Annotated in this window: 23 protein-coding genes; 18 read left to right on the top strand and 5 right to left on the bottom strand. The window is 69.9% G+C overall.

Annotation, left to right across the window (positions count from 1 at the left end; all coding sequences use genetic code 11):
• Positions 1 to 11: 11 nt before the first annotated feature.
• Positions 12 to 737 carry a hypothetical protein gene (locus HS104_18085; protein MBE7481875.1) on the bottom strand — a complete coding sequence of 242 codons (726 nt, stop codon included), beginning with the start codon at positions 735 to 737 and terminating at the stop codon, positions 12 to 14.
• A 202-nt stretch (positions 738 to 939) separates the two neighbouring features.
• Positions 940 to 1,578: a hypothetical protein gene (locus HS104_18080; protein MBE7481874.1), complete on the bottom strand. Its 639-nt coding sequence runs from the start codon at positions 1,576 to 1,578 to the stop codon at positions 940 to 942.
• A gap of 106 nt (positions 1,579 to 1,684) precedes the next feature.
• On the opposite strand from HS104_18080, the gene HS104_18075 reads away from it, so the two are divergent.
• The 3 genes from HS104_18075 (at position 1,685) to sctR (ending at position 4,381) form a co-directional block, all read left to right on the top strand.
• On the top strand, positions 1,685 to 3,247 hold the full coding sequence (locus HS104_18075) for a hypothetical protein (GenBank protein ID MBE7481873.1): 1,563 nt from the start codon (positions 1,685 to 1,687) through the stop codon (positions 3,245 to 3,247).
• Between the two features lie 109 nt (positions 3,248 to 3,356).
• A complete protein-coding gene (locus HS104_18070) occupies positions 3,357 to 3,707 on the top strand; it encodes a flagellar biosynthetic protein FliO (GenBank protein MBE7481872.1) in 351 nt (116 codons plus the stop codon).
• Positions 3,704 to 4,381, top strand: a complete 678-nt coding sequence (gene sctR, locus HS104_18065; protein ID MBE7481871.1) for a type III secretion system export apparatus subunit SctR — start codon at positions 3,704 to 3,706, stop codon at positions 4,379 to 4,381. Before HS104_18070 ends, sctR begins: the two co-directional genes overlap by 4 nt.
• A gap of 10 nt (positions 4,382 to 4,391) precedes the next feature.
• Here sctR and HS104_18060 read toward each other — a convergent pair whose 3' ends face one another.
• Positions 4,392 to 4,964: a Uma2 family endonuclease gene (locus HS104_18060; GenBank protein ID MBE7481870.1), complete on the bottom strand. Its 573-nt coding sequence runs from the start codon at positions 4,962 to 4,964 to the stop codon at positions 4,392 to 4,394.
• 249 nt (positions 4,965 to 5,213) lie between these two features.
• Here HS104_18060 and HS104_18055 point away from each other — a divergent pair, with 249 nt between their 5' ends.
• The 8 genes from HS104_18055 to HS104_18020 all read left to right on the top strand — a co-directional run bounded on the left by HS104_18055 (position 5,214) and on the right by HS104_18020 (position 14,197).
• A complete protein-coding gene (locus tag HS104_18055) occupies positions 5,214 to 6,407 on the top strand; it encodes an ATP-binding cassette domain-containing protein (GenBank protein ID MBE7481869.1) in 1,194 nt (397 codons plus the stop codon).
• Positions 6,408 to 6,409: 2 nt separating this feature from the next.
• Entirely contained in the window at positions 6,410 to 7,144 is a 735-nt protein-coding gene (locus HS104_18050) for an ABC transporter permease (protein MBE7481868.1), read from the top strand.
• Between the two features lies 1 nt (position 7,145).
• On the top strand, positions 7,146 to 8,984 hold the full coding sequence (locus tag HS104_18045; protein MBE7481867.1) for a GldG family protein: 1,839 nt from the start codon (positions 7,146 to 7,148) through the stop codon (positions 8,982 to 8,984).
• A gap of 12 nt (positions 8,985 to 8,996) precedes the next feature.
• Positions 8,997 to 10,163 (top strand): DUF4340 domain-containing protein, encoded by a 1,167-nt coding sequence (locus HS104_18040; protein ID MBE7481866.1) that lies wholly within the window; start codon positions 8,997 to 8,999, stop codon positions 10,161 to 10,163.
• Positions 10,164 to 10,290: 127 nt separating this feature from the next.
• Positions 10,291 to 11,058 carry a hypothetical protein gene (locus HS104_18035; GenBank protein MBE7481865.1) on the top strand — a complete coding sequence of 256 codons (768 nt, stop codon included), beginning with the start codon at positions 10,291 to 10,293 and terminating at the stop codon, positions 11,056 to 11,058.
• A gap of 166 nt (positions 11,059 to 11,224) precedes the next feature.
• Complete coding sequence (locus HS104_18030) at positions 11,225 to 11,626, top strand: cupin (GenBank protein MBE7481864.1); 402 nt, start codon at positions 11,225 to 11,227, stop codon at positions 11,624 to 11,626.
• A gap of 31 nt (positions 11,627 to 11,657) precedes the next feature.
• Positions 11,658 to 12,866 (top strand): SGNH/GDSL hydrolase family protein, encoded by a 1,209-nt coding sequence (locus HS104_18025; GenBank protein MBE7481863.1) that lies wholly within the window; start codon positions 11,658 to 11,660, stop codon positions 12,864 to 12,866.
• Positions 12,866 to 14,197 (top strand): serine hydrolase, encoded by a 1,332-nt coding sequence (locus HS104_18020; GenBank protein ID MBE7481862.1) that lies wholly within the window; start codon positions 12,866 to 12,868, stop codon positions 14,195 to 14,197. The genes HS104_18025 and HS104_18020 overlap by 1 nt, the downstream gene beginning before the upstream one ends.
• Here the strand turns inward: HS104_18020 and HS104_18015 are convergent.
• Both HS104_18015 and HS104_18010 read right to left on the bottom strand, forming a co-directional pair.
• Positions 14,184 to 14,378: a hypothetical protein gene (locus HS104_18015; protein MBE7481861.1), complete on the bottom strand. Its 195-nt coding sequence runs from the start codon at positions 14,376 to 14,378 to the stop codon at positions 14,184 to 14,186. The genes HS104_18020 and HS104_18015 overlap by 14 nt on opposite strands.
• Positions 14,354 to 15,004 (bottom strand): GNAT family N-acetyltransferase, encoded by a 651-nt coding sequence (locus tag HS104_18010; protein ID MBE7481860.1) that lies wholly within the window; start codon positions 15,002 to 15,004, stop codon positions 14,354 to 14,356. The genes HS104_18015 and HS104_18010 overlap by 25 nt, the downstream gene beginning before the upstream one ends.
• 97 nt (positions 15,005 to 15,101) lie before the next feature.
• On the opposite strand from HS104_18010, the gene HS104_18005 reads away from it, so the two are divergent.
• The 7 genes from HS104_18005 to HS104_17975 all read left to right on the top strand — a co-directional run bounded on the left by HS104_18005 (position 15,102) and on the right by HS104_17975 (position 23,568).
• Positions 15,102 to 16,475: an alpha/beta hydrolase gene (locus HS104_18005; GenBank protein MBE7481859.1), complete on the top strand. Its 1,374-nt coding sequence runs from the start codon at positions 15,102 to 15,104 to the stop codon at positions 16,473 to 16,475.
• 28 nt (positions 16,476 to 16,503) lie between these two features.
• Positions 16,504 to 17,286: a class II glutamine amidotransferase gene (locus HS104_18000; GenBank protein MBE7481858.1), complete on the top strand. Its 783-nt coding sequence runs from the start codon at positions 16,504 to 16,506 to the stop codon at positions 17,284 to 17,286.
• A gap of 29 nt (positions 17,287 to 17,315) precedes the next feature.
• Positions 17,316 to 19,796, top strand: coding sequence for a phenylalanine--tRNA ligase subunit beta (locus HS104_17995; protein ID MBE7481857.1), 2,481 nt, complete (start codon positions 17,316 to 17,318; stop codon positions 19,794 to 19,796).
• Positions 19,797 to 19,838: 42 nt separating this feature from the next.
• Positions 19,839 to 20,735: a hypothetical protein gene (locus HS104_17990; protein MBE7481856.1), complete on the top strand. Its 897-nt coding sequence runs from the start codon at positions 19,839 to 19,841 to the stop codon at positions 20,733 to 20,735.
• Positions 20,732 to 21,178, top strand: a complete 447-nt coding sequence (locus HS104_17985) for a hypothetical protein (GenBank protein MBE7481855.1) — start codon at positions 20,732 to 20,734, stop codon at positions 21,176 to 21,178. Before HS104_17990 ends, HS104_17985 begins: the two co-directional genes overlap by 4 nt.
• Positions 21,179 to 21,443: 265 nt before the next feature.
• Positions 21,444 to 22,082, top strand: a complete 639-nt coding sequence (locus HS104_17980) for a hypothetical protein (GenBank protein ID MBE7481854.1) — start codon at positions 21,444 to 21,446, stop codon at positions 22,080 to 22,082.
• Positions 22,083 to 22,200: 118 nt separating this feature from the next.
• Positions 22,201 to 23,568 carry an ester cyclase gene (locus HS104_17975; GenBank protein MBE7481853.1) on the top strand — a complete coding sequence of 456 codons (1,368 nt, stop codon included), beginning with the start codon at positions 22,201 to 22,203 and terminating at the stop codon, positions 23,566 to 23,568.

The following is a 23,568-nucleotide window of genomic DNA, read 5'->3' as shown; positions in this document are numbered from 1 at the left end:
CGCGCCATCACTCAGGGATACATCGGGCACTCGCCGTTGCCCATCGGCACGGTGCACTGGTTCGTGCAACCGGCCTGTCCGCAGGGGTAGCAGCACTTCAGCCCGGCGACGCACTCGGTGTCGCTGGAGCACGACGTGCCCACGCCGCCGTCGCCGGACATGCAGCTCTTGTCGTCGCTCACGTCGGCACCGGCGGCGTTCGCGCCGCAAGCGTTGCAGTAGAACTTGCCGTCGCAACCGCACACACCGGGACAATCTGCGGTGCAACCCTGCGGGCGCGGCTTGCACACCCCTTGGGCGTCCGGGTAGCCGCAACCGTCGGGCAGGTCGCACCACTCGTCGTCCGCGCAGAGCACGCCCGCGAGCCCACCGCACACCTTGCTGCCGGAGTCGCCGCAGTTTGGATCCGGGAACGACTCCTGCTGTTCCCACTTGCCGCCGCTGCAGTAGAGGACGTTGCAGAACTCGCAGGGGTTGCAGCCCTCGCCGCCGCAGTACTTGCCCTCCTCGCTGCACGCGGTGCCCACCGCGGCCCAGAGGTCGATCGGACAGGTGCCGCTGCCGCCGCCGCTGCCAGCCGTGCCGGCTCCGCCGCCGCTGCCCGCCCCGCCGCCGCTGCCCGCCCCGCCCCCGGTGCCTCCGGCGCCGCTCCCGGAGGTGCTCCCGCCGCAGGCCCCGAAAGCCAGCGTCGAAACCAGGGTTGCGATGACGAGTCCTGCGGCGCGAGCGTGGGCCATGGTCGTCCACTCAGCAAGCTGCGTGCCTGGGGCTCCGGCTGCCGGCACGGCGAAAGCCAGCAGAAAGCGTCGCCTCGCTCGCCGCGGCTTGGCACGGATCCGGACATTCGGATCGTGGTCCTCGGCTCGAGACAGCTCAGACACCCCGTGAACGTGGGGCTGGGAGTCGCTCGAAACGGAGGGGCGGTTCGAGGCGCCTGCGTCAGCGGGCTCGTGGCGCGCCCTCGTCGAGGTCCCAGTGCTGGACCAACACACCGACGCAGATCATCAGCGGACGGAACTTGGTGCGCTCGGCTTCCAGGTGCGCGTAGCTGACCTTCACGGACACGCCGAAGAGCCCGGCGGCCCAGCCGGCGCCGAGGCCCACGATGGGTCCGGTCACGGTCTCGACCTCGAAGATGTTCTCGGCGCTGCCGATGTCGTTCGTCGAAGAAGCGAGCGGGCGGGAGCGGGCCAGTCCCACGCTCGGGCGCAGGAACAGGCCGTCGCCGAGCGGACGTATTGCCGCTTCGAGCGACAACGCCGCGACGGAGGTCAGCGAGAAGCTCGACTCTCCGAGCTCCGCGTTCGTCCCGGCGACGAGCACGCTCGGGCCCGCGCCGACGGCGAAGTACTTCGAGTCGGCGTAGCCCAGGACACCGCCGAGCTCGAGCCCCATCGCGTCGATGGGCGCTTCGAGCTCCAGCGTTCCCGTCTGCCCGTAGCCGGGGTTCACCTCGTCGGTGAAGGAGTACGTCCCGGCCACGTAGCTCGCCCGGACCGAGCCCTCGGCCCAGAGGCTCTGGGCGCTCGCGACGCTCGGAGCGAGCAGGGACAGCGCGACCGCACACCAGCGCCCCATGACACCTGCGCGGAAGCTACCACGCGGCGAGCGCTGCTCGCTCTCGAGAGCCCGGGCGGGCTCTGGAGCAGCTGTGGGCCCGCAACCTTCGAGTAGGATACAGGGGATGGGTCCGCTGGATGCGCACCACGCGAAGTTGGTCGCGCGCGCGCTCGAGCTCGTGCAACCCGACGTCGCGGAGTGCGGCGGCGGCGGCATGGCGACCATCGTGCGCGGGCCGTCGGCCGAGGTGATCGCGTCGGTCCCTGCACCGAGCGGCCTCGTCGTCACGCTGCTCGCGCACTTCCGCTCTTCGCACTTGGCTCAGTCGGGGTCGGACTGGGGCGAGCACGCGATCCGCATCTACGAGCTCACGCTGGCCGACGACGGGAGCATCGTCGCCGAGCGCCTGGTCCACGACCGCTGCTTGCTCATCCGGGAGAGCGCCGAGGAGCATTACGACGACGCGGGGGCCGCGCAGTCCGTGGCCGAAGAGGTCCTCGCAAATAGCCCGCGCGTCGAGGCGAAGCCGTCTTCCGAGCAGCACGCGGTGCGCGCACGGCCCACGAAGACGAACGACCCCGACCCCCCTCCGGGCGCGGAGCTCTGGGCTGCGCTCCGGCGTGCGCTCGCGGACGACGCATCGCTCGAGGCGCTCGCGAGCGCCTCGACGCCGGTCGCCGTGTTGCTCCAGCGTGCGGGCGCTTTCGTCGATGCCGTCTACGAGGAAGTCCAGTACACCGACTGGAACGGAGCGAACGTCGGCACGGGTGCCGGGGAGCTGATCCGGGCTGCGATTCCCATCGATCCCACGCTCACCTGGAACGAGCTCGCACCCCTCCTCGACATGGGCCCGTTCGCGCGTCGCCTCGTCGCGCGTCATCCCGCGACGCCCACCGAGGCGCTCCTCGTGCTCGCCGAGGACGCGGAGTGGTGGGTGCAGAGTGCCATCCTCGACCGACCCACGCTCGATCCGGCGGTTCTGGATCGTCTCCGCCAAAGTCGCCACTCGGTCATCCGTGCGCTGACCGCGCCGCAGATCTCCCTCGAAGAGCACCTGATCGCTTGCGCGACCAGCGCGCACGTCTTCGAGCGCAGTCGGGCTGCGGAGCAGGGCCGGCTGTCACCCGAGCTCATGGAGCAGCTCGCGGGCGATCCGAGCGAGGAGGTTCGACACAAGATCGCCATGCGGAGAAACCTCACGCCTCGCGCTCTCGCGCGCCTCCTGGAACACGACGTGACGCCGAGGATCAGGCTCGCGTTGACGCACAGCCCGGCGCTGACGCCGATCGCCCGCGCCCAGCTCGGGATCCCCGAAGAAGGCCCGCCGGACTCGGAGGCGCGCGCGCGGAGCGCCCGCAGCGCCGCACTGAGCCCCGAGCGAGCGCTCGCGTTCGCCCACGACGAGAGCTTCCTCGTGCGCTCCGCGCTGGCGGCGAACCCGGCGGCGGACGCGACGGCCCTCGAGCACCTCATGGACGATGCACACGCATCGGTGCGACAGGCGTTGGCGTCCAATTCGTCCTTCACGGAGCTCGCTCTGCTCGCGACCGACACGAGCTCGGCGGTGCGACGCGCCGTCGCGGCGCGCGGCGACACGCCGCGGGACGTGCTCGAGATGCTGGCGCGCGACGGTCAAACGGTCGTCCGCAATCAGGCCAGCGATACGCTCCGCCGCATCGGCGCGTGACTGCGCGGGCGCCCGCCCCCTCGCCCCCCGGCGCTGACGCCGCCCGCTGCGCCTGTCCGCTTCGGTTTCCGCGGGGGCTGCTTTCGATGTAGGCTCCGCGCCCCTGGGGATGAGCCCGCTCACGAAATACGTGATCGAGACGCTGGTCACGCTGCTCTGCGTGATCGCGCTGGCGGTGCTCGTCCTGTACGGCGCGCGGCGCCTGGGCGTGGGGCGCCCGGCGGGGCCGGTGACGCTGGTGGGGCGGTTGCCGCTCGACGGCCGCCGCGCCATCTACCTGGTTCGCGTCGGCAAGACCGTCTACGTCGTCGGCGCGAGCGAAGCGGGGCTGGCGAAGCTCGGCGAGGTACCGGACGTGGGGCTCGAGCTCGAGAGCGAGGTGCCGGCCCCCGCCGCGTTCAAGGAAGTGCTCGCCCGGGTGGTGAAGAAGCCGGCGGCCGGCGACGAGGAGACCTCGTGAACGCTCCCGACGATCTCCTGGGGCGTCCGCTCGCGCTGGTCGTCGCGCTGGCGCTGGTCTCGCTCCTGCCGTTCGCCTTCATGACGCTGACGGCGTTCGTGAAGATCTCCACGGTGCTCCAGATCGTCCGCGGCGCCATCGGTGCGCAGAACGTGCCGTCGAACACCGTGATCATGGCGCTGGCCGGCGCGCTCACGCTGCTCGCCATGGCACCGGTGGGCTCGCGCATCCACGACCGCGCCAAGCCCTTGCTCGAAGGCGACAAGGTCGCGGACACCAGCGCCTTCGTGAAGGGGGCTCTGGACGCGACTCGCGAGCCCATGCGGGACTTCCTGAAGGCGAATGCCTCGGAGCGAGAGCTCACCCGCTTCTACGAGATCGCCAAGGCGGCCCGGCCGGAGGCCGAGCGCAAGGACGTGGGGCGGACCGACCTGGTCATCATCATCCCGGCCTTCGTCGTGACCGAGCTGATCGAGGCGTTCGCGCTCGGGTTCGCCATCTACCTGCCCTTCCTGATCATCGACCTGGTGGTGTCGAACGTGCTCCTGGCCCTGGGCATGCAGATGATGAACCCGAGCCAGGTCAGCCTGCCGTTCAAGCTGCTCTTGTTCGTGGCCATCGACGGCTGGGGCCTCCTGGCCCAGGCCCTGGTGACCGGCTACCGGGTGAGCTGAGCCGCGCTGCTCACTCGAGCTGTACGTCCGCCCAGAGGACTGCCAGGTCGAGCTCGAACGCGTCGAAGGGCTCGGCTCGAACGCGGGCGTCGTCGCGCCAGACCCCGACGATGCTGTACCGACTGGCCTCGAGCCGCAGGCACTCCAGCGTGTGCTCGAGTGGGTTGACGAGCCAGACGTGGCCCACCGCCTCTCGCGCGTAGATGGGCAGCTTGTCTGCGCGGTCCATCTTCTCACTCGAGGGAGACAGAACTTCACAGGCCCAGTCTGGTGCGAGGTTGAAGTACGGTCGGTTCGGCACCGCCGGCAGCCGCGCACGTCTCCAGCCTCCGAGGTCCGGGACCAAGATGTCGCCCGAAAGGTGGAGCTCCGGTTCGTCGAGGATGATCCAGCCGCCGGGGCCTCCGCGCCCGCGTTTGAAAGGAGGGCCGAGCTCCTCGCCGAGCGCGCTCGCCGCTGCGGTGTGCGGGCCAGCGGGACGCGGGCTCAAGCGCAGAGTTCCCGCCACGATCTCGGCCACCTTGTCGGGCGGTGCACTGAGCACATCCTCGTAGGTGGCGCGACGCGGTGCGGGATCGCCCATGGGGGCGAGTATAGCCCGAGGTCCGGCCCCACCGCCCCAGCCTCCCCCGGCGAGCAATCCGGGAATACCCAGCGTTCCCAGCGGTTTTTGCCCTGCTCGGATGGGCTCTTCCGGCTTGTTGACTTGGATCGCGCCGTCGCTAGGATGCCGCGGCCCGAGCCGGCCGGAAAGCCAGCCGAGTCTCGGCGTCTCTTTCCCTAGAGGGGGTGACCCCCCTCGCTTTTTGGAGCTCGGATGACAACCGACGTGATGATCTCTGCGAACGCGCTCTCGAAGCGCTTCGGGAGCACCCGCGCCCTCGACAAGGTGAGCTTCGAGGTCCGGCGTGGCGAGGTAGTGGGCTTTCTGGGTCCGAACGGGGCCGGCAAGTCCACGACGATGCGCATTCTGACCTGCTACATCTCGCCGACCACGGGCACCGCCAAGGTCCACGGGCACGACGTGTTCGACGACCCGCTGGCGGTGCGGCAGACCCTCGGCTACCTGCCGCAGCGCGCGCCGCTCTACACGGACATGAACGTGTACGAGTACCTGCAGTTCGCGGCGCAGATCCGCGGGCTCGACGAGGGCACGTTCAAGAACCGCCTGAAGAAGGTGGTGGAGGTGTGCGGCCTGGGGCAGTCGCTTGGCAAGACCATCTCCACGCTGTCCCACGGCTACCGGCAGCGCGTCGGGTTGGGTCAGGCGCTGATCCACGACCCGCCGATCCTGATCCTGGACGAGCCCACCAGCGACTTGGATCCGAACGAGAAGGCGGAGGTGCTGAAGTACATCAAGGAGATCGGCAAGGACCGCACGATTCTCCTCAGCACCCACAACTTGGGCGAGGTCGAGGAGGCCTGCGCCCGCGCCATCATCGTGAGCAAGGGGCGCGTCGTGGCGGACGGCCCGCTCGACGACATCCGCGCCAAGACCGGCCGTGTCCGCTACATCCTGACCGTGGACGAGACCCGGGCGGAGGCCGGCAACAAGCCGCCGAAGGCCATCGAGATCGAGGAGGCGCTCGGACGTCTGGACGGCGCCAGCGCCATCCGCGAGCTTCCGACCGACGAGACGGCCCACAAGTTCGAGCTCTCCGGCGCTCAGGACTCGGACTTGCGCGCCGAGATCTTTCGGCTGGTGGTGGCCAAGAACTGGACCCTGCTGGAGCTCCGGCGCGACGCGCAGAGCCTGGACGCGGTCTTCCGCGACCTCACCCGTGGGGACGAGAGGCTCGACCGCGGCGGCGACTGGGAGGACGAGGACGAGGACGAGTCCGACGAGGACGACTCCGAGGAAGAAGAGTCCGAGGAAGAAGAGTCCGAGGAAGAAGAGTCCGACGAGGACGACTCCGAGGAAGAAGAGTCCGACGAGGACGACTCCGAGGAAGAAGAGTCCGACGAGGACGACGAAGACGAAGACGAAGACGACGAGGAAGAGCCCTCGGAGAGGAAGAAGAAGTAGCCATGGGAGCCATGGTGACGATTGCCCGGCGGGAGTTCCGCTCCAACTTCGATTCGCCGCTCGCGTACGTGGTCATCTGCCTGAGCTTTCTCGCGCTCGGCCTGATGTTCTTCATGTACCGCGGCGGCTTCTGGCAGGTCGATCGCGCGAGCCTTCAGACCATGTTCGACTACGTGCCGTTCGGCCTGTCGTGCCTGGTGGTGCCCGTGGTGACGATGCGGCTGATCGCCGAGGAGAAGCGCAGCGGCACGCTGGAGATGCTGATCACCCTGCCCGTGAAGGACAGCGACGTGGTCCTGGGCAAGTACTTCGGCGCCTTGGGCCTGGTGCTGGTGCTGGTGCTGGCGACCCTCGCCTACCCGTTGGCCATGTTCAAGTTCCCGTGGGTGCTCGGCTCCCTCGACTACGGGCCGATCTTCACGGGGTACCTGGGCTTGATCCTGTTCAGCGCCGCGGCCACGGCCATCGGCCTCTTGATCAGCGCTCTGACCGAGAGCCAATCGGTCGCTTTCTTCATCACCTTCTTCGTGCTGGTGGTGCTCTGGTTCCTGGGCACCGTAGCCGAGACGCAGCCGGGGACCTTGGGCTCGGTGCTCGCTTACGTGAGCTTCCAGTCGCGGCTCCAGGGCTTCAACCGCGGTCTCATCGACACCCGCGACGTGGTTTTCTTCCTGTCGGTCACCATCATCGCGCTGGTGGTCGCTTTCCGGGCGCTCGAGCGCCGCAAGTGGGCGTGACATGGCGACGCAAGACCAGAAGCGCAAAGCTGCTGCCCAGACCGGGCTCTACCTCGTAGTGCTGCTCGCCATCGCGATCGCGGCCAACGTGCTCAGCGTGGGCATGAACAAGCGCTGGGATCGCACGCACACCAAGCGCTACACCCTGAGCGAGGGCAGCGGCCGGCTGGTCTCGAACTTGAACAGCCCGATCCAGGTTGAGGCCTACGTCACCAAGGGGCTGGCCCAAGTGGACGCCTTCGTGCGGGACCTCACCGACCTGCTCAAGGAGTACGAGCGCGCCGGCAAGGGCAAGTTCAAGTTCACGCTGGTCGAGGCCAAGACCGACGAGCAACGCGAGGCAGCCAAGGAAGCCGGCCTGCAAGAGATGGCGTTCGGCGAGACCAGCGCCACGGGTGACGATCAGGCCAGCATTGCCCAGGGCTACATGGGCCTGGTCTTCAAGTACGGCAGCGAGAAGGGCGTCATCCCGCAGCTGGCGCCGAACCGCGCCGAGGGCCTGGAGTTCTGGATCACCAACAAGATCCGCGAGGTCCGCGACAAGGCGGAGAACATCAAGCACAAGGTCGGCGTCATCACGGGCAAGGACGAGCTCAAGATGACGGATCCGAACCTGGTGCCGCGGCAGGGCAAGGGCGCTGCGCCCAGCATCCAGAGCATCCTGGAGCAGGCCTTCCCGTTCTACGACCTGGAGACGGTCGATCTGAAGGACGGCGAGACCGAGATCGACGCGGGGTTCGACGGCATCATCATCACGCAGCCGCGCAAGGAGTACACCGAGAAGGAGCTGCGCCGCGTCGACCAGTTCCTGATGCGCGGCAACAAGGCCTTGGTGGTCTACGCCTCGGCGGTCACGCTGAAGCCGCAGGACCCCAAGATGGAGGCCACCCTGTCGTGGCACGGCCTCGACAAGCTGCTCGTGGGCTACGGCTTCAACGTGCAGAAGAACGCCGTGCTCGACTTCGGCGCGCAGTTTCGCCTGGGCGTGATGACGGCGACCGGCTCGGTCAGCTCGATCCGCCACCCCGGCATCGCGCACGTGATCAACGACCCGCGCTTCGAGGGCGACGAGAAGCTGCTCGACACCGGCTTCGCGGGCTTCTTCCGCATGGATCAGGTGGCGCTGCCGTTTCCGTCCAGCATCGAGCTGAAGCGCGACGCGCAGCCCGAGGACGTCAAGCTCTACGCCGTGGCGCGCACCACGCCGGCGGCCAGCGTGGTCACCGGCGAGAACGTGGACATGAAGCTGCGCGCGGAGTGGGCGCCCAAGCCCCCCTACAGCCAGCACATCGTCGCCGCCGTGGCCGAGGGCAAGTTGAAGAGCGCCTTCGGACCGGGCGAGCTCCAGGTCCCGGATCGCTCCCCGGAGCCGTCGCGCGTGTTGCTCGTGGCGTCGGGCCTGTTCTTGACCAACCCCTTCGCCTACGCCGGCAACGGTCCTGACCTGGGCGGTCAGTTCGCGATGATGGGCGCCATCGGCGGCGACCAGCAGCTGCAGATGATCGCGCAGCCCTACGCCCGCGACTACCTGACCGGCACCATCCTGAGCGTGAAGAACACGCTCGACTGGATCAGCGGTGACGCGGATCTCCTGGCGGCGAGCGCGAAGCTCCTGTCCGAGCCGAACCTCACCTACTCGAGCATCGCCAAGCCGAAGATCGCGGCCGAGGACGACGAGGCGGCGATCAAGAAGAAGGACGAGGAGTACCGCACCGGGCGAAAGGCGGTACAGCAGAAGGTGCAGTGGTCGCTCACCCTGGGCGTGCCCGTGCTGTTCGCCCTGTTCGGAATCGGCAGGTGGCGCTACCGCGAAGGCAAGCGCGCGCAGAGGAAACTCTAGAAGGTCCGACCCATGGCTCTCAGTACCGAAAACAAGCTGATGATCGCCGTAGGTGTGCTCGCCGTGCTCGGCGGGGCAGTCTACATGCAGAACAAGAAGCAGAAGGAAGAGGCTCAGAGCTACACGGCCGAAGGCCGCAAGGCCGAGCTGCCGAAGCTCGAGATCAGCGAGGAGCAGACCAAGGGCATCGACAAGATCGTGCTCTCGAAGCCGCCCGGGGACGCCGGCAAGGGCGTGGAGGTGACGCTGGTCAAGAAGGGCGAAAACTGGGAGGTCTCCGCTCCGGTCACCGCGGCGGCGAACCAGACCAACGTGACCAGCCTGCTCGGCAACCTGAAGACGCTGAAGATCAGCGAAGAGATCGACCCTTCGGCCGCCGCCTACGACAAGTTCGGCGTGGCCGACGGCAAGGCCTTGCACGCGACCTTCTTCAAGGGCGCCGACAAGGTCACCGAGCTCTGGTTCGGCGACAGCGGCTCGCGCGGGCAGATGACCCGCGTCGCCGGCCGCGACGGCGTCTACTCGATCAAGGGCTACTCGAGCTTCCTCTACGATCGCGAGCTCAAGGACTGGCGCGACCGCACGGTGTTCAAGTTCGACGAAGAGAAGGTCAAGGCCGTCGACATCACGAACGAGAACGGCACCTTCAGCTTCGCGGTGGCGGGCGGCAGCAAGGCCGAGGGCGACGCCGGTGCGAAGGATGCGAAGTGGACCGGGAAGTTCAAGGGCGCGAAGGATCCGGCTGCCAAGGCCATCGAGCGCTTCGACGACGCCAAGGTCAAGGACGCCATCCGCGCCTACAAGGGCCTGAACGCCGACAACTTCGCCGAGGGCAAGACGGACGCGGACACCGGCCTCGACAAGCCGAGCGCGACCATCACCTTCACGCTGGAGGACGGCGCGAAGCGGACGCTCCACATCGGCAAGAGCGCCGAGGGCTCGAGCAAGTGGGCCAAGGTGGAGGGCTCGAGCGAGACCATCAGCGTGGGCTCCTGGGCGGCGGACTGGGCCACCGGCAAGCTCGACAAGTTCCAGAAGCCCGATCCGAAGAAGGGCGATGCCGGCGCGGAGCCGCCGGACATGCCGGGCATGGGAATGCCGCCGGGCATGGGAATGCCGCCGGGCATGGGCATGCCGCCGGGCATGGGCCACGGTCCGGACGACGGCCACGGGCACTGAGGACAAACGCAGACTCCGTGATCGCGAGCTCCCTCTCGGCCGCGGAGACAGAGCTCAGGGAGCCCTCCAGCGGTGGTGAAAAACCTGCTCATGGTGCACGTGGCCCGCCTCTGTCATTGAAGCAGAGGTGAGCCACGGACTGACGAGCGCGTTGGCGCTGCTGGTGAGCGGGTCACTGGTGACCGGATGCTGGACGGAGACTCAGACCGTCCACAAGACGACCGTGTCGAGCGGCTCCCGAGAGGTGCCCCGCGGTTCGCCGTCGGTGAGCGTCGTGCTGGCGACCGACGACAACGGCACCCGGGCGGAGGTGTCCATCGTCCGCACCTGCCAGCGGGTGACGACGGTGCGTGAGCGCACGGTGCTCAAGCGCGAAAAGAGCGGGACGGCCGTGGGCTACATTGCGTCGGGGGCCCTCATCGGGCTGGGCGTGCTCGCGCTCCGTTCGCGGGGCGGCGACGCTTCGCAGGTGCAGGGCGTTGCCGGCCTCGCGATTCTCAGCGGCGCGGGAGTCTTGGCCGTGGTCGCGGGTCGTGCCGGCACCACGGAGACCCCGGTGGGCGCCGAGGAGAGGGAGGTCGACGAGGGCACGGTCGCGTGTGGCCGGAAGCCGGCAGCCGGCGTTCGCGTCGCCGTCCGCAGCGAGCGCGGAGAGCTGACTGGGGACACCAGCGCAGACGGCGTCGCGCACCTCGAAGGCAACCTCGATGAGCTGGGCGAGGTGAAGGTGCTCGTCGACGAGCAGCCCGTGCAGCGCGTCGAGCGGCGGAAGGGGGCGGCGCCTCCTTCCCCACCGACGCGCGCGCCGACTCAGCCACCGCCGCGACCGCCGCCCGAGCAGCCTGCCGTACCCTTGCCGCCGCCTCCTCCTCGACCCGAAGGGGCCTCGGGGTGAACGCAAGCGATCGCCTGGCGATCGGCCACGTTGGCGTCGCCAGTTGATGGCTTGCCGCCGAGCTCCCGGTCTCCGAGCGAGCGCAGCGCTCGCTTCGTCTGGCGGTCGACGCGGGTCTCTGCCTGGCGCTCGCGCTGGGTCGAGCACTCGTGCCAAGCTCGGGACCATGGCGAGCGACGCGGCCTTCGATCTCTCCAGGTTTCCCGTTCACCTCGGGCTCGGCGCCACGGTGCTGCGCCAGCCCGAGCTCGTCGGAGCGAGCTGGTACGACCTGTACGGCGCGCGAACCTCGGGCGACGGCGCGGAGGGGCGGCTCGTGACCATCCACAGCTTCAGCGAGCCGTGGGACACCTGGGAGATGCACCCCTCGGGCGACGAGCTGGTGGTGTGCCTGGCGGGCCGCATCGTGCTCCATCAAGAGGTCGAAGGAGCGGTGCGAACGGTCGCCTTGGAGCCGCACCACGCGGTGGTGAACCCGGCCGGGGTCTGGCACACCGCCGACGTGAGCGCCGAGGCGACGGCGCTCTTCATCACCACGGGCCTGGGCAGCGAGAATCGTCCGCGTTGACCTCCGCGCGGGCTCTGCGACCATGCCGCCCATGCGCTTCGGGGTCCTCGGGTCGATGTTGCTCGGTCTCTTCCTCTTTGCCTGCGGGTCGTCGGACGATGGCGGCGGTGGCGGTAGCGGCGGGACGGGAGGTTCTGGCGCCGCGAGCGGCGGCGGCGGTGGTGGCGTGAGCGGCAGCAGCGGTGCGGGCGGCAACGGTGGCGCGGGCGGCAACGGCGGCTCGAGCGGCGGCGGCGGCAGCGCCGGCGCGGGCGGCACCCCGGGAGTGCCCGCGCTGCGCTTCATCGGCCGCACGGACGAGAGTCAGGCGGGCCAGACGCACTTCGCGTGGTCCGGCAGCGGCGTGGCGTTCCGGTTCTCCGGTACGGAGGCGTCCGTCGAGATGGACGACCCCGCGCAGTTCTTCACCGTGCTGGTGGACGGACAGGTGCAGCCGACGCTCGCCACGTCCAGTGGGCTGAAGAAGTACCCGGTGGCTCAGGGGCTGGCGGCCGGCGAGCACGAGGTCTGGCTGTTCCGGCGCACCGAGGCATCGTTCGGTCCGACGCGCTTCTACGGCGTCGATCTCGGCGCCGGCGCGCTGCTCGCGCCGCCCGCGGAGGCCAAGCGCAAGATCGAGGTCATCGGCGACTCGATCAGCTGCGGCTACGGCAACGAAGGCGCGGACCAGAACTGCAACTTCAGCGCCGACACCGAGAACCACTACCTGACCTACGGCGCCATCGCGGCCCGGGATCTCGGCGCCGATTTGGTGACCGTGGCCTGGTCCGGCAAGGGCGTGATCTACAACTACGGCGACGACAAGAAAGACCCGCTGCCGGCCGTCTATGATCGCGCCATCCCCACGAATGCGAGCAGCACCTGGGACTTTTCTTGGCAGCCGGACGTGGTGGTGATCAACCTGGGCACCAACGACTTCTCCACCGACGGCGACCCGAGTGACGCCGAGTTCACCGGCGCGTACCAGGCTTTCTTGACGCACTTGCGCACGAAGTACCCGAACGCCCAGCTCGTGGCGCTGATCCCCACGCTGCTCTCCGGCAGCGATCTGACCACCGCCAAGACCTACATCGAGAAGGCCGTGGCCGCGCGCAAGACGGCGGGTGACGCCAAGGTCGGCGCCGTCACGCTCAGCTTCACCCAGGACGGCTGGGGGTGTGACTGGCACCCCAGTCTGAAGACGCACGCCTCGATGGGCGCCGCGCTCGGCGCGGAGCTCCAGAAGCTCATGGGCTGGTGATGGCACGCTGGGCGTGGCTCTTCGCGAGCGTCGCGATCGCTTGCACGCGTCCGGTCCCGCAGTGCCCGCCGGTGCCGGCCTGCCCCTCCGCGGCAGCGCCCGTGGCGGCGGCTGCCTCGAGCGGCGCGCCGGTCGCGCAGCCGCTGCCCGCGCCCACGCCGAAACCTCCGCGCCAGAAGCCCAGCGCGATGCTCTTCGACGACGGCCTGGCGGAGGCCGGCTTCTTCTCGCGCGGCGACGCCTTCGCGCTCGGGCTCGACGGCAGAGCGCTCGACGAGCTCCTGGCGGAGGCGGAGCGCACCAAGAGCGACGCGCTGATCGTGCTGAAGGACGGGCAGGTGGTCGCGGAGCGCTACTTCGGCCAGAGGCGCGGTCCCATCGAGACGATGAGCATCACCAAGAGCATCACGGCGCTCGCGGTGACGATGCTGCTCGAGAGTGGCAAGCTGCGCTCCCTCGACGAGCCGGTCGCGAGCTTCATCCCAGAATTCGCCAAGGACAAACGCAGCGCGGTCACCGTGCGCCACCTGCTCACGCAGACCTCGGGGCTCGCGCACGGCAAGGACGCCAAGGCTCTGAACGCGCAGAAGGACCGCACGGCTTTCGCGCGCCGCGCTCGGGCGGTGGACGAGCCCGGCGCGGTGTTCTCGTACAACAACGAGGCCACGCAGCTGCTCAGCGTGGTGGTCGAGAAGGCCGCGGGCAAGTCCATCGACGCCTACCTGGACGAGGCGCTGTTCCGGCCGCTCGGGATCCGCGGCTGGCAGTGGGACAAAGACGGCGGCGACAACGTGCAGACGTACTACGGGCTCGCGCTCCAGGCGCGGGACCTCGCTCGGATCGGCCAGCTCTTGCTCGATCAGGGCAGCCTTCAGGGTCGCCAGGTGATCAGCAAGGAAGGCATCGCGAAGCTCCACGCCCCGAGCGACAAGAGCCCGTACTACGGCCTGCTCTGGTGGATCCGCTACGCGCGCGTGGTGTACGAGCTCGACCCCGCGGTCAGGGTCGAGGGCGTCGAGCTCGGTCCGCTCGCGGGCAAGCAGCACGGCTCCGCAGAGGCGTTCTGGCTGGAGGCCGGCGCGCGCCTCTCGGCGCCCGAGCGCGAGGAGCTGTCGAGCTTCGTGGCCGGTGGAGGCAAGCTCACGCGCGAGCGCCCCGACCAGCCCATCGGTTTCTACGCCGACGGCTCGCTCGGACAGCGCTTGGCGATCTTCCCGGAGGCGAAGCTCGTGGTCGTGCGGCAACGCCGGCGACGCCCGCCCGCCGAGGAGAGCGAGGCGCTGTCGTTTCCCACGATGTTGAAGCTCTCCGCCGCGCTCACCGCAGGCTGAGACCGTAGGCGCCCGCGGCGATGAGCGCCACGGACAGCAGCAGCTGAACGTGGAGGCGCAGGCGGAAGCCCGGAGCACACCCTTCGAAGCCCGAGCCGCGCCCGGTGAACACCCAGGTTCGGATCCCAAGGGCCAGGGAGAGCGCTCCGCCCACGATCAGGACGAAGAAGGCGCTGCGCATGGTTTCCCTCCCAGGTCGATCAGCGCCCCGATCACGTCGAAGACCCGCAGCGGGGCGTGTGCAGCTGCGCTCCGCTCGAAGTCGTCGCGAAGCATGCTGAACGCGAGATCGTCCGACGCGACTTCGTCGGGGTGGTTCTTCCGGTGTCGCAGCGTGCCCTCGAGCACGAAGCCCGTCTTCTGCGCGACTCCTGCGGAGGCGGCGTTGTCCACGCCGCAGCGAATGTCCAGGCGCTCGACCCCGAGGACGTCGAAGGCGACGCGGACCACGGCGCGCACGGCCTCGGTCATGAGGCCTTTCCGGGTGTCTTCGGCGCGGATCCAGTATCCGAGCTCCCGGGCGCCCGGACCGGCTCGGGTGAGCAGCCCGACCTCGCCGAGCAGGCGCCGCTCCTTCGTGTCGAAGAGCGCGAAGATCTGGTCCTGGTCCAGGTCGAACTGGCCCCGGCATCTGCGCGCGTGCTCGAGGTGGGCATCGAGCGGCTCCGCGACGCGCGGTCGCCGGCTCGACGCCGCGAGGTGGGCGAGGCTCGAGTCGAGCGCTTCCTTTCGGAGCGCCGCATCCGAAGGGCTGTAGGCGCGGAGCACGAGGCGTGTCGTCTCGATGCGATAGGCGACTCTGGCCATGAGATCCCAGAGTCGGCGCGGCTCGGTCGCGCGTCAACGTGGGAGAGCTCTTCATTGGGTGATGACTCGAGGCGGCCATCTGACCTACTTTCGGGGCATGGGTGGACGCGTTCAGGGGTCGTTGGTCGGGTTCTGCTCGCTGCTGGCGCTCGGGTCCTTCGGCTGTTCCAGCGACGACGGAGGCGACGCCGCGCCGGCCAAGCCGTTCGAGACCAGCTTGGCTTGCACCGACACGCCGGACTCGGTGTGGGGCACGCCAGTGACCGCCGGTGATCGTGGCGATCTCCTCGGGTGCGCGGAGCTCGCTGCGCTCGACGCGGCCGAGGTGGCGACCCGGCTTCAGGCGATGCCGGAGATCGACGTGGTGACTGGCGTGCGCCGCTTCCTGATCACGTACCGAACGGAGCGCGACAAGGGCGAACCAGGGGTCGGCTCCGCGTTGGTGTACCTACCGGAAAAGCCCCGTGGCGGCCTGCTGCCGGCGGTCGTCGGCGCGCATGGAACGACGGGCCTCGCCGATGCCTGCGCTCCGTCGCACGCCGTGGATCACCCCTACCTCGACTCGCTCGTCGTCTCCTGGGCAGCCGCCGGGCTTCCGGTCATCGCGCCGGACTACGCCGGGCTCGGAACGGCCGGAGTCCAGGGGTACGGCAACTTCCCGGACACCGGGCGCTCCGTGCTGGACTCGGCGCGCGCGCTCCGGCGACTGGTTGGCTCGGACCGTGTCTCCGAGCAAGCCATCTTCTTCGGACACAGTCAGGGAGGCGGGGCGGCGCTCGCTGCGGCGGCCTACTCGAACGAGACCCCCGACGTGAAGGTGGGCGCCATCGTCAGCTTCGCGGGGGTGTGGGCCTACCTGAGCTTCGTCGAAGCCTTTCGGTTGACCTCGGTCAGCATGACGGGCTTGCGCGGCGCGGTGGCCACCATGCTGTACGCCGACCTCGCGAACATCACCGAAGACGAGAGCCAATCCGGCGCGGCGTTTCACCCGAGCATCCGCACGTACATGACGGAGAAGACGGGGACGCTGTGCTTTCAGGAGCTCGTCCCCGCCCTCGACAACGCGGCCGCCGGGTACGTCCCAGCGGCAACCGCGGGCGAGTTCCTCGACCCGGATTTCCGGACCAGCGTGCTCGACTGCGCCGACAACGGCAAGTGTGCGGGTCTGCCGGGCAAGTGGGCCCAGCGCGCCAAGGAGAACGATCCCCACGTCGATCCGAGCGTCCCGATCCTGTACCTGGCGGGCGACGCGGACACCGAGCTGAAGCCCGCCCAGGCCTCGTGCTTCTTCGGCCGGCTGGTCAAGGACGGCGCGGCGCCGGTGGAGTGCGTGTACCCGGGCGAAGACCACCAGAGCCTGGTGCTCAACTCCACCGGCTTCGCCGTCGACTGGGCCACCGCGGCCGCTCGCGGCGCGGCGCTGCCCGCATGTCCCGCCGACGGTGCGTTGCCGAACTGCTCGCTGTTCTGACGCGGGTCTTGCTATCCTCTGCTCGCGCATGTGCGAGCTCCTGGGCATGGAGTGCAACGTCCCGACGGACATCGTGTTCTCGTTCTCGGGCCTCAGGCAGCGCGGCGGTCGCACGGCGCATCACGCGGACGGCTGGGGCCTGGCGCTGTACGAAGGCAAGGCGGCGCGGGTGTTCCTGGAGCCGACGGCGGCGGCCTCGAGCCCGCTGGCGCGCTTCGTCAGCGACAACCCCATCAAGACGCTGCTCGCCATCGGGCACATCCGCAAGAAGACGCGCGGGCCGGTCACGCTGGCCAACACCCATCCGTTCGTGCGCGAGCTGTGGGGCCGGCACTGGGTGTTCGCGCACAACGGCACGGTGCGCGGCGCACGCAAGCTGAAGCTCGGGCGCTTTCGCCCCATCGGCTCGACGGACAGCGAGCACGCATACTGCTTCCTGCTCGAGGCGTTGCGCGCGAGCTTCCGCGACTACCCGAAGCGGACCAGCGAGCTGGAAGAGGCCATCGCGCAGGTGGCCGGGCGCTTGGGACGGAAGGGCAGCTTCAACTTCCTGCTCGGCGACGGCGAGCAGCTGTACGCGCGCTGCGCGACCAAGCTCTGCTACATCATCCGCAAGGCGCCCTTCGGCTTCGCCCGCCTCTCGGACGACGACGTCACCATCGACTTCTCCGAGGTGACCACGCCGAAGGACCGCGTGGCCGTCGTCAGCACCGTGCCGCTGACGAACAACGAGGCCTGGACGTTTGGCGAGCCCGGAACACTCTGGGTGTTCGACAAGGGCCGGCTCCGGGCCACGCTGCCGTCGCGTTGAGCCGGGACGCGTGCTAGATCCGCGCCCCCATGCTGGTCTCGTATCGCTGGCTCGAGGAGCTCCTCCCGACCTTGAACGCCTCCGCCTCGGAGGTCGCCAAGCGGCTCACCCACGCGGGTCTCGAGGTCGAGGCCGTGCAGGAGTTTGGGCAGGGGCTCGACCCCATCGTCGTCGCCGAGGTGAAGAAGGTCGAGGCGCACCCCTCGAAATCGGGGCTCCGGCTCGTGACCGTCGATCGCGGCGGTGGGCAGGAGCAGCGCGTGGTGTGCGGTGCTTCGAACGTCCCGGATCCCGGCGGACGCGTGCTGCTCGCGCCGCTCGGCACGGTGATCCCCGGGCTCGGCCCGCTCACGCCGCGCGAGATCGGCGGCGTGAAGAGCGAGGGCATGCTGGTGAGCGAAGAAGAGCTCGGGCTGGCGGCCGAGAGCGAGGGCATCATCGTGCTCGACGCGAGCGTGGGCGCCACCGGCGCGAAGCTCTTCGACGTGCTGCCGGAGGCGCGGGACAGCGTCTTCCACATCGGCGTCACGCCGAACCGCCCCGACGCCCTCGGCCACCTCGGTGTGGCGCGGGACGTGGCCGCGTTGTTCGACCTCTCGTTCACGCCGCCCGAGGCCCCCAAGACGCCGAGGCGGAGCGCGAGTGACGCTCTGGAGAAGCTGGTCCTCGTCGAGAACCTCGATCTCGAGCGCTGCCCGCACTACGGCGCCGGGGTGGTGCTCGACGTGAGCATCGCGCCGAGCCCGGAGTGGCTGCGCTGGCGCCTGCACAAGCTCGGGGTGCGCCCCATCAACAACGTGGTGGACATCACCAACTTGATCCTGCTCGGCTGGGGTCAGCCCATGCACGCCTTCGATCTCGATCGCGTGCGCGGGAGCCGCATCGTGGTGCGGCGAGCGAAGCAGGGTGAGCCGTTCACGACGCTGGACGGCACGGCGCGTTCCCTCGACGCGGACGACCTGGTCATCTGCGACGGCGAGGGCCCGAGCGCGCTGGCCGGCGTGATGGGTGGTCAGGACAGCGAGATCCGGCAGAGCACGAAGCGCGTGCTGCTCGAGTGCGCCTACTTCACCCCCCGAGGCGTCCGGCGCACCTCGCGGCGTCACGGGCTGCACACCGAGTCGAGCTTCCGCTTCGAGCGCGGCGTGGACTGGGGCGGCGTCCCGCGCGTGCTCGAGATCGCCAAGGGTCTGCTCAGCGACCTGGCGGGCGGCGCCGTGGTGTCCGGCGCCATCCACGCCAAGGGCCCGGATCCCGAGCTGCCGGTGGTGCGCCTGCGGAGCGCGCGCTTGAACGCGCTGCTCGGTGTCGAGGTGCCGTTCGCCGAAGCGACGAACATCCTCCGGCGCCTGGGGCTGGAGGTGATCCGCGACGGCAGCAGCGAGGCCGAGGTGCGCGGCGCGAGCTGGCGCCCGGACATCTCCCGAGAGGCCGATCTGATCGAAGAAGTGGCGCGCGTCCGCGGCCTCGACCTCGTCCCCACCAAGATCCCCGCGATCGCCCCGCAGCCGCCCCGCATCAGCGGCAAGCTGGAGCGTACCGCCGCTGCCCACGCCACGAGCCTCGGTCTGTCCGAGGCGCTCACCTACGCCTTCGTGTCGCCGTCGGAGCTCGACGCGGTGAAGGCGCCGGCGCCGGTGGTGCGCATCAGGAACCCGCTCAGCGAGGAGCGCACGGTGATGCGCACGAGCCTCTTGCCCGGGCTGCTCGACGCGCTCCGGCGCGCGCGCCGCCACGGCGAAGAAGCGGTGCGTCTGTTCGCCATCGGCGCGCGATTCCTGCCGCCCGGGCAGGAGACGCGCAGCGTGGCCCGACCGCGGCGGCCCGAAGACGCCCGGGACCTGCCGGCGGAGCGCCCGAGCTTCGCGGCGGTGCTGGCCGGCCCGCGTCCCACCTACCTGGCGGTGCCTGGCGAGGTGGACGTGTTCGACGCCAAGGGCATCGCGCTGGAAATGGCGGAGCGGCTGACGGGTCGAACCGCGAAGGCGCGGCTCGCCACCGGAACACCGGGCACCGCACACCTGCACCCGCGCGGCACCGGCGAGGTGCTGGTCGAAGGGGAGCGCGTCGGCATCTTCGGCCCGCTTCACCCCGACGTGGCGGACGCCTTCGATCTCGGCGGCGAGGCCTTCGTGGTCGAGCTCGATTTGGCGGCCCTCGAGGCGCAGGGCGAGCGAACGCCGCGCTACCGCCCGATCCCGCGCTTGCCGCCGGTGACCCGGGACGTGGCCCTGGTGGTCAGCGACGACGTGAGCGCCGAGCAGGTGGAAGGCGTGATCCGCGAGGCGGCGGGCGAGCTGTGCGAGTCGGTGCAGCTCTTCGACATGTTCCGCGGCGGGTCGGTCCCCGAGGGTCACCGCTCGCTGGCGTTCCACCTGGTGTACCGCGATCCGAAGGCCGCCGCGGAGCCCGAGAAGGCGCGCACGCTCACCGATCGCGAGGTCGACCAGCGTCACGCCGAGGTGGTCAAGGCGGCGACGGAGCGGCTCGGGGGACAGCTCCGCGCCTGAGGCGTCGTGCGCGGACTTCCGACTTCGGGTACGGTGGCGGTGATGCGTCGCTCGCTCCTCGGCTTGGCGCTCCTCGCTCTCGCCCCAGGCGCGATGGCACAGGCCGCACCACCCCGCGCCCCCGACGCGGCGCCGGCGGCGAAGCCGAAGGCTGCCGCCGAGCCCGACTCCCTCGACGACGACGACGACGCGCCGCCCGCCAAGAAGACCGTCGAGCCTCCCGCGAAGGACGAACCGCGGCGCGACGACCCGGCGCCGCCGCCGCCGCCTGGCGATCCGCGCATGGATGAGCAGGAGCCGAGGCCCTTCTTCGGGGTCGCGCGAGGCGACCAGGCCGAGCGCCACGTCGAGATCGGTCCGGACGTCGGCCTGTGGTCGCGCCCCGCGGAAGGGAGCGGGGTGAGCTACGCTCCGGGGCTCGCCTACGGCGCACACGCGCGGGTCGAGCTCTGGCGCTTCCTGGGCTTCCGCGTGTACGCCAATCAGTCGAGCCACGCGGTGGACGTGCCGCGGAGCGCCCTCGGCCTCGAAGACACCCAGATCGAGCAGCCGGATCTGGAGGTGTTCCAGCTCGGCGCGCGGGCGGAGCCGACCTTCATGCCGGTGCCCACCCTGCGCCTGTGGGCGGGGCTCGGCGTGGCCTGGGCGCGGGCCACGGCGCCGGAGCCCTCGAGCAGCGGTGCGACGGCGATCCGCTACGCGGATCGCTCTGGGGTGCTGCTCGAGTACAGCGCCGCGCTGGGCGCGACCTGGGACTTCGTGCCGCGCTGGCTGGCGGCCACGGCGTCGGTGTCGGGAGGTCTAGTCCGCGCTCAGACGGGGGACCTCTTCAACGCGCACACGGTCAACGACGGCGCCGGCGGGACCAGACGCATGGGAGGTCTTCCCGAGTTCGAGTCGAGCTTTTCGGCGCTGCTCGGCGTCGGGATGATCTTGTGACCGCCGCCCGCTGGTCGCCTCTGCTCTCTCTCTTGCTCTGGGCGTGCGGCGGTGCGTCGTCTCACGCCGAGGCGCCCAGCCAGGGGCCCGACGTCGTCATCCCAGACGTCAGTGAGGCGCAGGCCAAGACCACCGAGGAGGAGCCCGCGCCGCCGAGCGGCGTCCGGGAAAACCCCGTCGTCCCCGAGGAGGCCGTGGCTCCGGAGCCCGGGACCCCGGACGACATGTGGGGGAGCTACGGCAGCGGTCCGGGGCAGGCCCGCGGCGGGCCCGACTGCGATCTCGCGGCCGACTGCTGCCTGAAGTTCTACCAGAAGAGCGGCGGCGACCCGTCGGTGCACCGTATCTGCGGCTCGATGCGCATCGCGCCGTCCACGCTCTGCGCCCAGCTCCTCTCGAGCTTCCAGTCCACGGCACCCAGCATCGGCGTTCAGTGTCCGTAGCGCGACGTCACCGCTGTTACGCCGCGGGTGACGCCCCGCGCACCAGCACGGCGCGCTGAACGGGCCCATTCGCGGGCGAGCGCGGCGACGGCCTGCTACCGGACCTCGAAGCGAGATCTTCCCTCCAGCATGGCGAAGAGTGCGTGACTCACCCCCGATGTGGCTTGGCATCCCACCTGCAATGTCCCCGAGCGAGAGCAAGGAGCCGGGGCTCGGCGCTCTCGAGTGAAGGTGGTTCGTGCGACGAGCACGGGGAGTAAGTCAAATGGCCAGCAAGAAACACTTCGTCTTCGGTATGGGCGTCTGCACCAGCGTGATCCTCAGCCTCGCGTCCACGGCGCTCGCCGGGACCCGCGGAGAAGGGGACCTCGGGGCACCTTCGAGCTCGTTGCCGCCGCCCAGCGCAGATCGCGGGGGCGACGCGCCGCAGAAGAAGGCGGAGAGCACGGACCGCAAGGCCAAGAACCTGGTGTACCTGGAGCTGCTCGGGAACGGCGGGCTCTATTCCATCAACTACGAGCGCATGCTCTCGAACGACCTCAGCGCGCGCCTGGGCTTCAGCTACTTCTCCATCAGCGCGAGCGCGAGCTCGAGCGACGGCTCCCAGAGCTCGGCCAAGGCGAGCGTGGTGACCGCACCCGCATTGTTCAACTACATGGTCGGGGGCAAGAACCACAAGTTCGAGATGGGCGCGGGTGCGACGCTGATCTACGTCTCGGCGAGCGCATCCGGGGGCGCAGCCAGCGCTTCGGGCGAGGGCGTCGGCGTCGCGGGCACCGGCGTCGCGGGCTACCGCTACTCGCCGGCAGACGGCGGCTTCGTGTTCCGCGTCGGCTACACGCCGCTGGTCGGCAAGGGCGGCTACCAGTCCTGGGGTGGGATGAGCTTCGGTGGCACGTTCTGAGGGCCGTGCGGTGGGCGGGGCGTGACGGTCGGAAGTCCATGCCCCGCCCACCGATTGACTCCTCCGCACCGCCGGGTGAGTGAACGGCCCGGCTGCTTCGGCAGCAGAGGAGGCCTCGATGAGAAGTGCGTTGCTCGGCGTGTTGATGGTGACGTGGATCCCGCTGGGGTGTGCCGGAAGCACCGAGGCAGCCCCGCCCCCGACGCCGCCGCCTGCGCCCGCGCCCGTCCCAGCGCCCATGCCCGCGCCCGTCGCGGAGCCCGCGCCCGCACCCGAGCCGGCGAAGCCGAGCATGCTCGACCAGCAGAAGGCGCACATGGCAGCCAACGTCGCCGCCTGGCAGGCCCACGACGCCAAGAAGCTGGCGTCGCTCTACACCGACGACGTCGCCTTCGGCTACCCGTCGATGGAAGGCTGGCGCGAGACCCGGGGCCGCGGCGATCTCGAGAAGAACATGGCGGAGTTCTTCGCCGCCTTCTCCGACGCCAAGGTCACCACCATGCGCGGCCTGCACGTCGGCGACGTGCTGGTGCTCGAGTGGGTGCTGAACGGCACGCACAGCGGGGACTTCATGGGCATGAAGCCCACCGGCAAGCGCTTGGGGTACCGCGGCGTGAGCGTGCTCTGGTTCGGCGACAAGGGCGTCAAACGCGAGCACATGTACTTCGACCACGTCACCTTCATGGCGCAGCTCGGCAGCGCGCCGAAGGGCATGATGGGTCGCCCGGTGATGGAGGTGCCCGCGGGCCACTCGCCCGAGTGGGTCGTGGCGGCGAACAACGACGCCGAGAAGAAGAACACCGAGCTGGTGACGGCGTTCTACGCCGCCTGGGAGAAGAAGGACGCCAAGGCGTTCGTGGACGCGCTGGCGGACGACGCGCAGCACATCGACTACTCGCGTCCCGCCGATTCACCCAAGGGGAAGGCCGCGGCCAAGAAGGAGTTCGACACCTTCAGCAAGGCGTTCCCCGACATGAAGATGACCAAGAAGAACGTCTGGGCCGCCGGCGACTACGTGGTCGTCGAAGCGGACATGACCGGCACCTTCAAGGGCGCGCTCGGCCCGATGAGGCCCACGAACAAAACGGGCACCATCCACGGGCTGGACGTGATGAAGGTGAGCAACGACAAGCTGGCGCAGGGCTTCAGCTACGGCTCCGGCGCCGAGTTCGCTGGTGCGTTCGGCCTGATGCCGAAGGACGCCGGCAAGCCGCCGGCCCCCGCGGCCGGGAAGAGGCCTGCGCTGCCGCCCGGCGCCCACACCCCGCTGCCGCCGCCGGGCCTGCAGCCCGGTGCAACGAAGCCTCCGGCCCCTGCCGGCGGTGCAAAGGCGCCGGCGCCTCCGGCTGGTGGCGCCAAAGCACCGGCGCCCGGCGGCGCGGCGAAGCCGCCGGCACCTCCGGCTGGTGGCGCCAAAGCGCCGGCGCCCGGCGGCGCGGCGAAGCCGCCGGCACCTCCGGCCGCGCCCCCGGCTCCCAAGCCGTGA

The sequence above is a fragment of the Polyangiaceae bacterium genome (assembly GCA_015075635.1).
GTDB lineage: Bacteria > Myxococcota_A > Polyangia > Polyangiales > Polyangiaceae > JADJKB01.
The sequence above is the reverse complement of the archived record's forward strand: the minus strand, read 5'-3'. Positions and strand labels throughout refer to the sequence as shown.

What these genes read in the sequence shown, in the direction of transcription:
- HS104_18085 (MBE7481875.1), bottom strand. Translation starts at nt 737, where the DNA reads ATGGCCCACGCTCGCGCCGCAGGACTCGTCATCGCAACCCTGGTTTCG.
- HS104_18080 (MBE7481874.1), bottom strand. Translation starts at nt 1,578, where the DNA reads ATGGGGCGCTGGTGTGCGGTCGCGCTGTCCCTGCTCGCTCCGAGCGTC.
- HS104_18075 (MBE7481873.1), top strand. Translation starts at nt 1,685, where the DNA reads ATGGGTCCGCTGGATGCGCACCACGCGAAGTTGGTCGCGCGCGCGCTC.
- HS104_18070 (MBE7481872.1), top strand. Translation starts at nt 3,357, where the DNA reads ATGAGCCCGCTCACGAAATACGTGATCGAGACGCTGGTCACGCTGCTC.
- HS104_18060 (MBE7481870.1), bottom strand. Translation starts at nt 4,964, where the DNA reads ATGGGCGATCCCGCACCGCGTCGCGCCACCTACGAGGATGTGCTCAGT.
- HS104_18055 (MBE7481869.1), top strand. Translation starts at nt 5,214, where the DNA reads ATGATCTCTGCGAACGCGCTCTCGAAGCGCTTCGGGAGCACCCGCGCC.
- HS104_18050 (MBE7481868.1), top strand. Translation starts at nt 6,410, where the DNA reads ATGGGAGCCATGGTGACGATTGCCCGGCGGGAGTTCCGCTCCAACTTC.
- HS104_18045 (MBE7481867.1), top strand. Translation starts at nt 7,146, where the DNA reads ATGGCGACGCAAGACCAGAAGCGCAAAGCTGCTGCCCAGACCGGGCTC.
- HS104_18040 (MBE7481866.1), top strand. Translation starts at nt 8,997, where the DNA reads ATGGCTCTCAGTACCGAAAACAAGCTGATGATCGCCGTAGGTGTGCTC.
- HS104_18030 (MBE7481864.1), top strand. Translation starts at nt 11,225, where the DNA reads ATGGCGAGCGACGCGGCCTTCGATCTCTCCAGGTTTCCCGTTCACCTC.
- HS104_18025 (MBE7481863.1), top strand. Translation starts at nt 11,658, where the DNA reads ATGCGCTTCGGGGTCCTCGGGTCGATGTTGCTCGGTCTCTTCCTCTTT.
- HS104_18020 (MBE7481862.1), top strand. Translation starts at nt 12,866, where the DNA reads ATGGCACGCTGGGCGTGGCTCTTCGCGAGCGTCGCGATCGCTTGCACG.
- HS104_18015 (MBE7481861.1), bottom strand. Translation starts at nt 14,378, where the DNA reads ATGCGCAGCGCCTTCTTCGTCCTGATCGTGGGCGGAGCGCTCTCCCTG.
- HS104_18010 (MBE7481860.1), bottom strand. Translation starts at nt 15,004, where the DNA reads ATGGCCAGAGTCGCCTATCGCATCGAGACGACACGCCTCGTGCTCCGC.
- HS104_18005 (MBE7481859.1), top strand. Translation starts at nt 15,102, where the DNA reads ATGGGTGGACGCGTTCAGGGGTCGTTGGTCGGGTTCTGCTCGCTGCTG.
- HS104_18000 (MBE7481858.1), top strand. Translation starts at nt 16,504, where the DNA reads ATGTGCGAGCTCCTGGGCATGGAGTGCAACGTCCCGACGGACATCGTG.
- HS104_17995 (MBE7481857.1), top strand. Translation starts at nt 17,316, where the DNA reads ATGCTGGTCTCGTATCGCTGGCTCGAGGAGCTCCTCCCGACCTTGAAC.
- HS104_17990 (MBE7481856.1), top strand. Translation starts at nt 19,839, where the DNA reads ATGCGTCGCTCGCTCCTCGGCTTGGCGCTCCTCGCTCTCGCCCCAGGC.
- HS104_17980 (MBE7481854.1), top strand. Translation starts at nt 21,444, where the DNA reads ATGGCCAGCAAGAAACACTTCGTCTTCGGTATGGGCGTCTGCACCAGC.
- HS104_17975 (MBE7481853.1), top strand. Translation starts at nt 22,201, where the DNA reads ATGAGAAGTGCGTTGCTCGGCGTGTTGATGGTGACGTGGATCCCGCTG.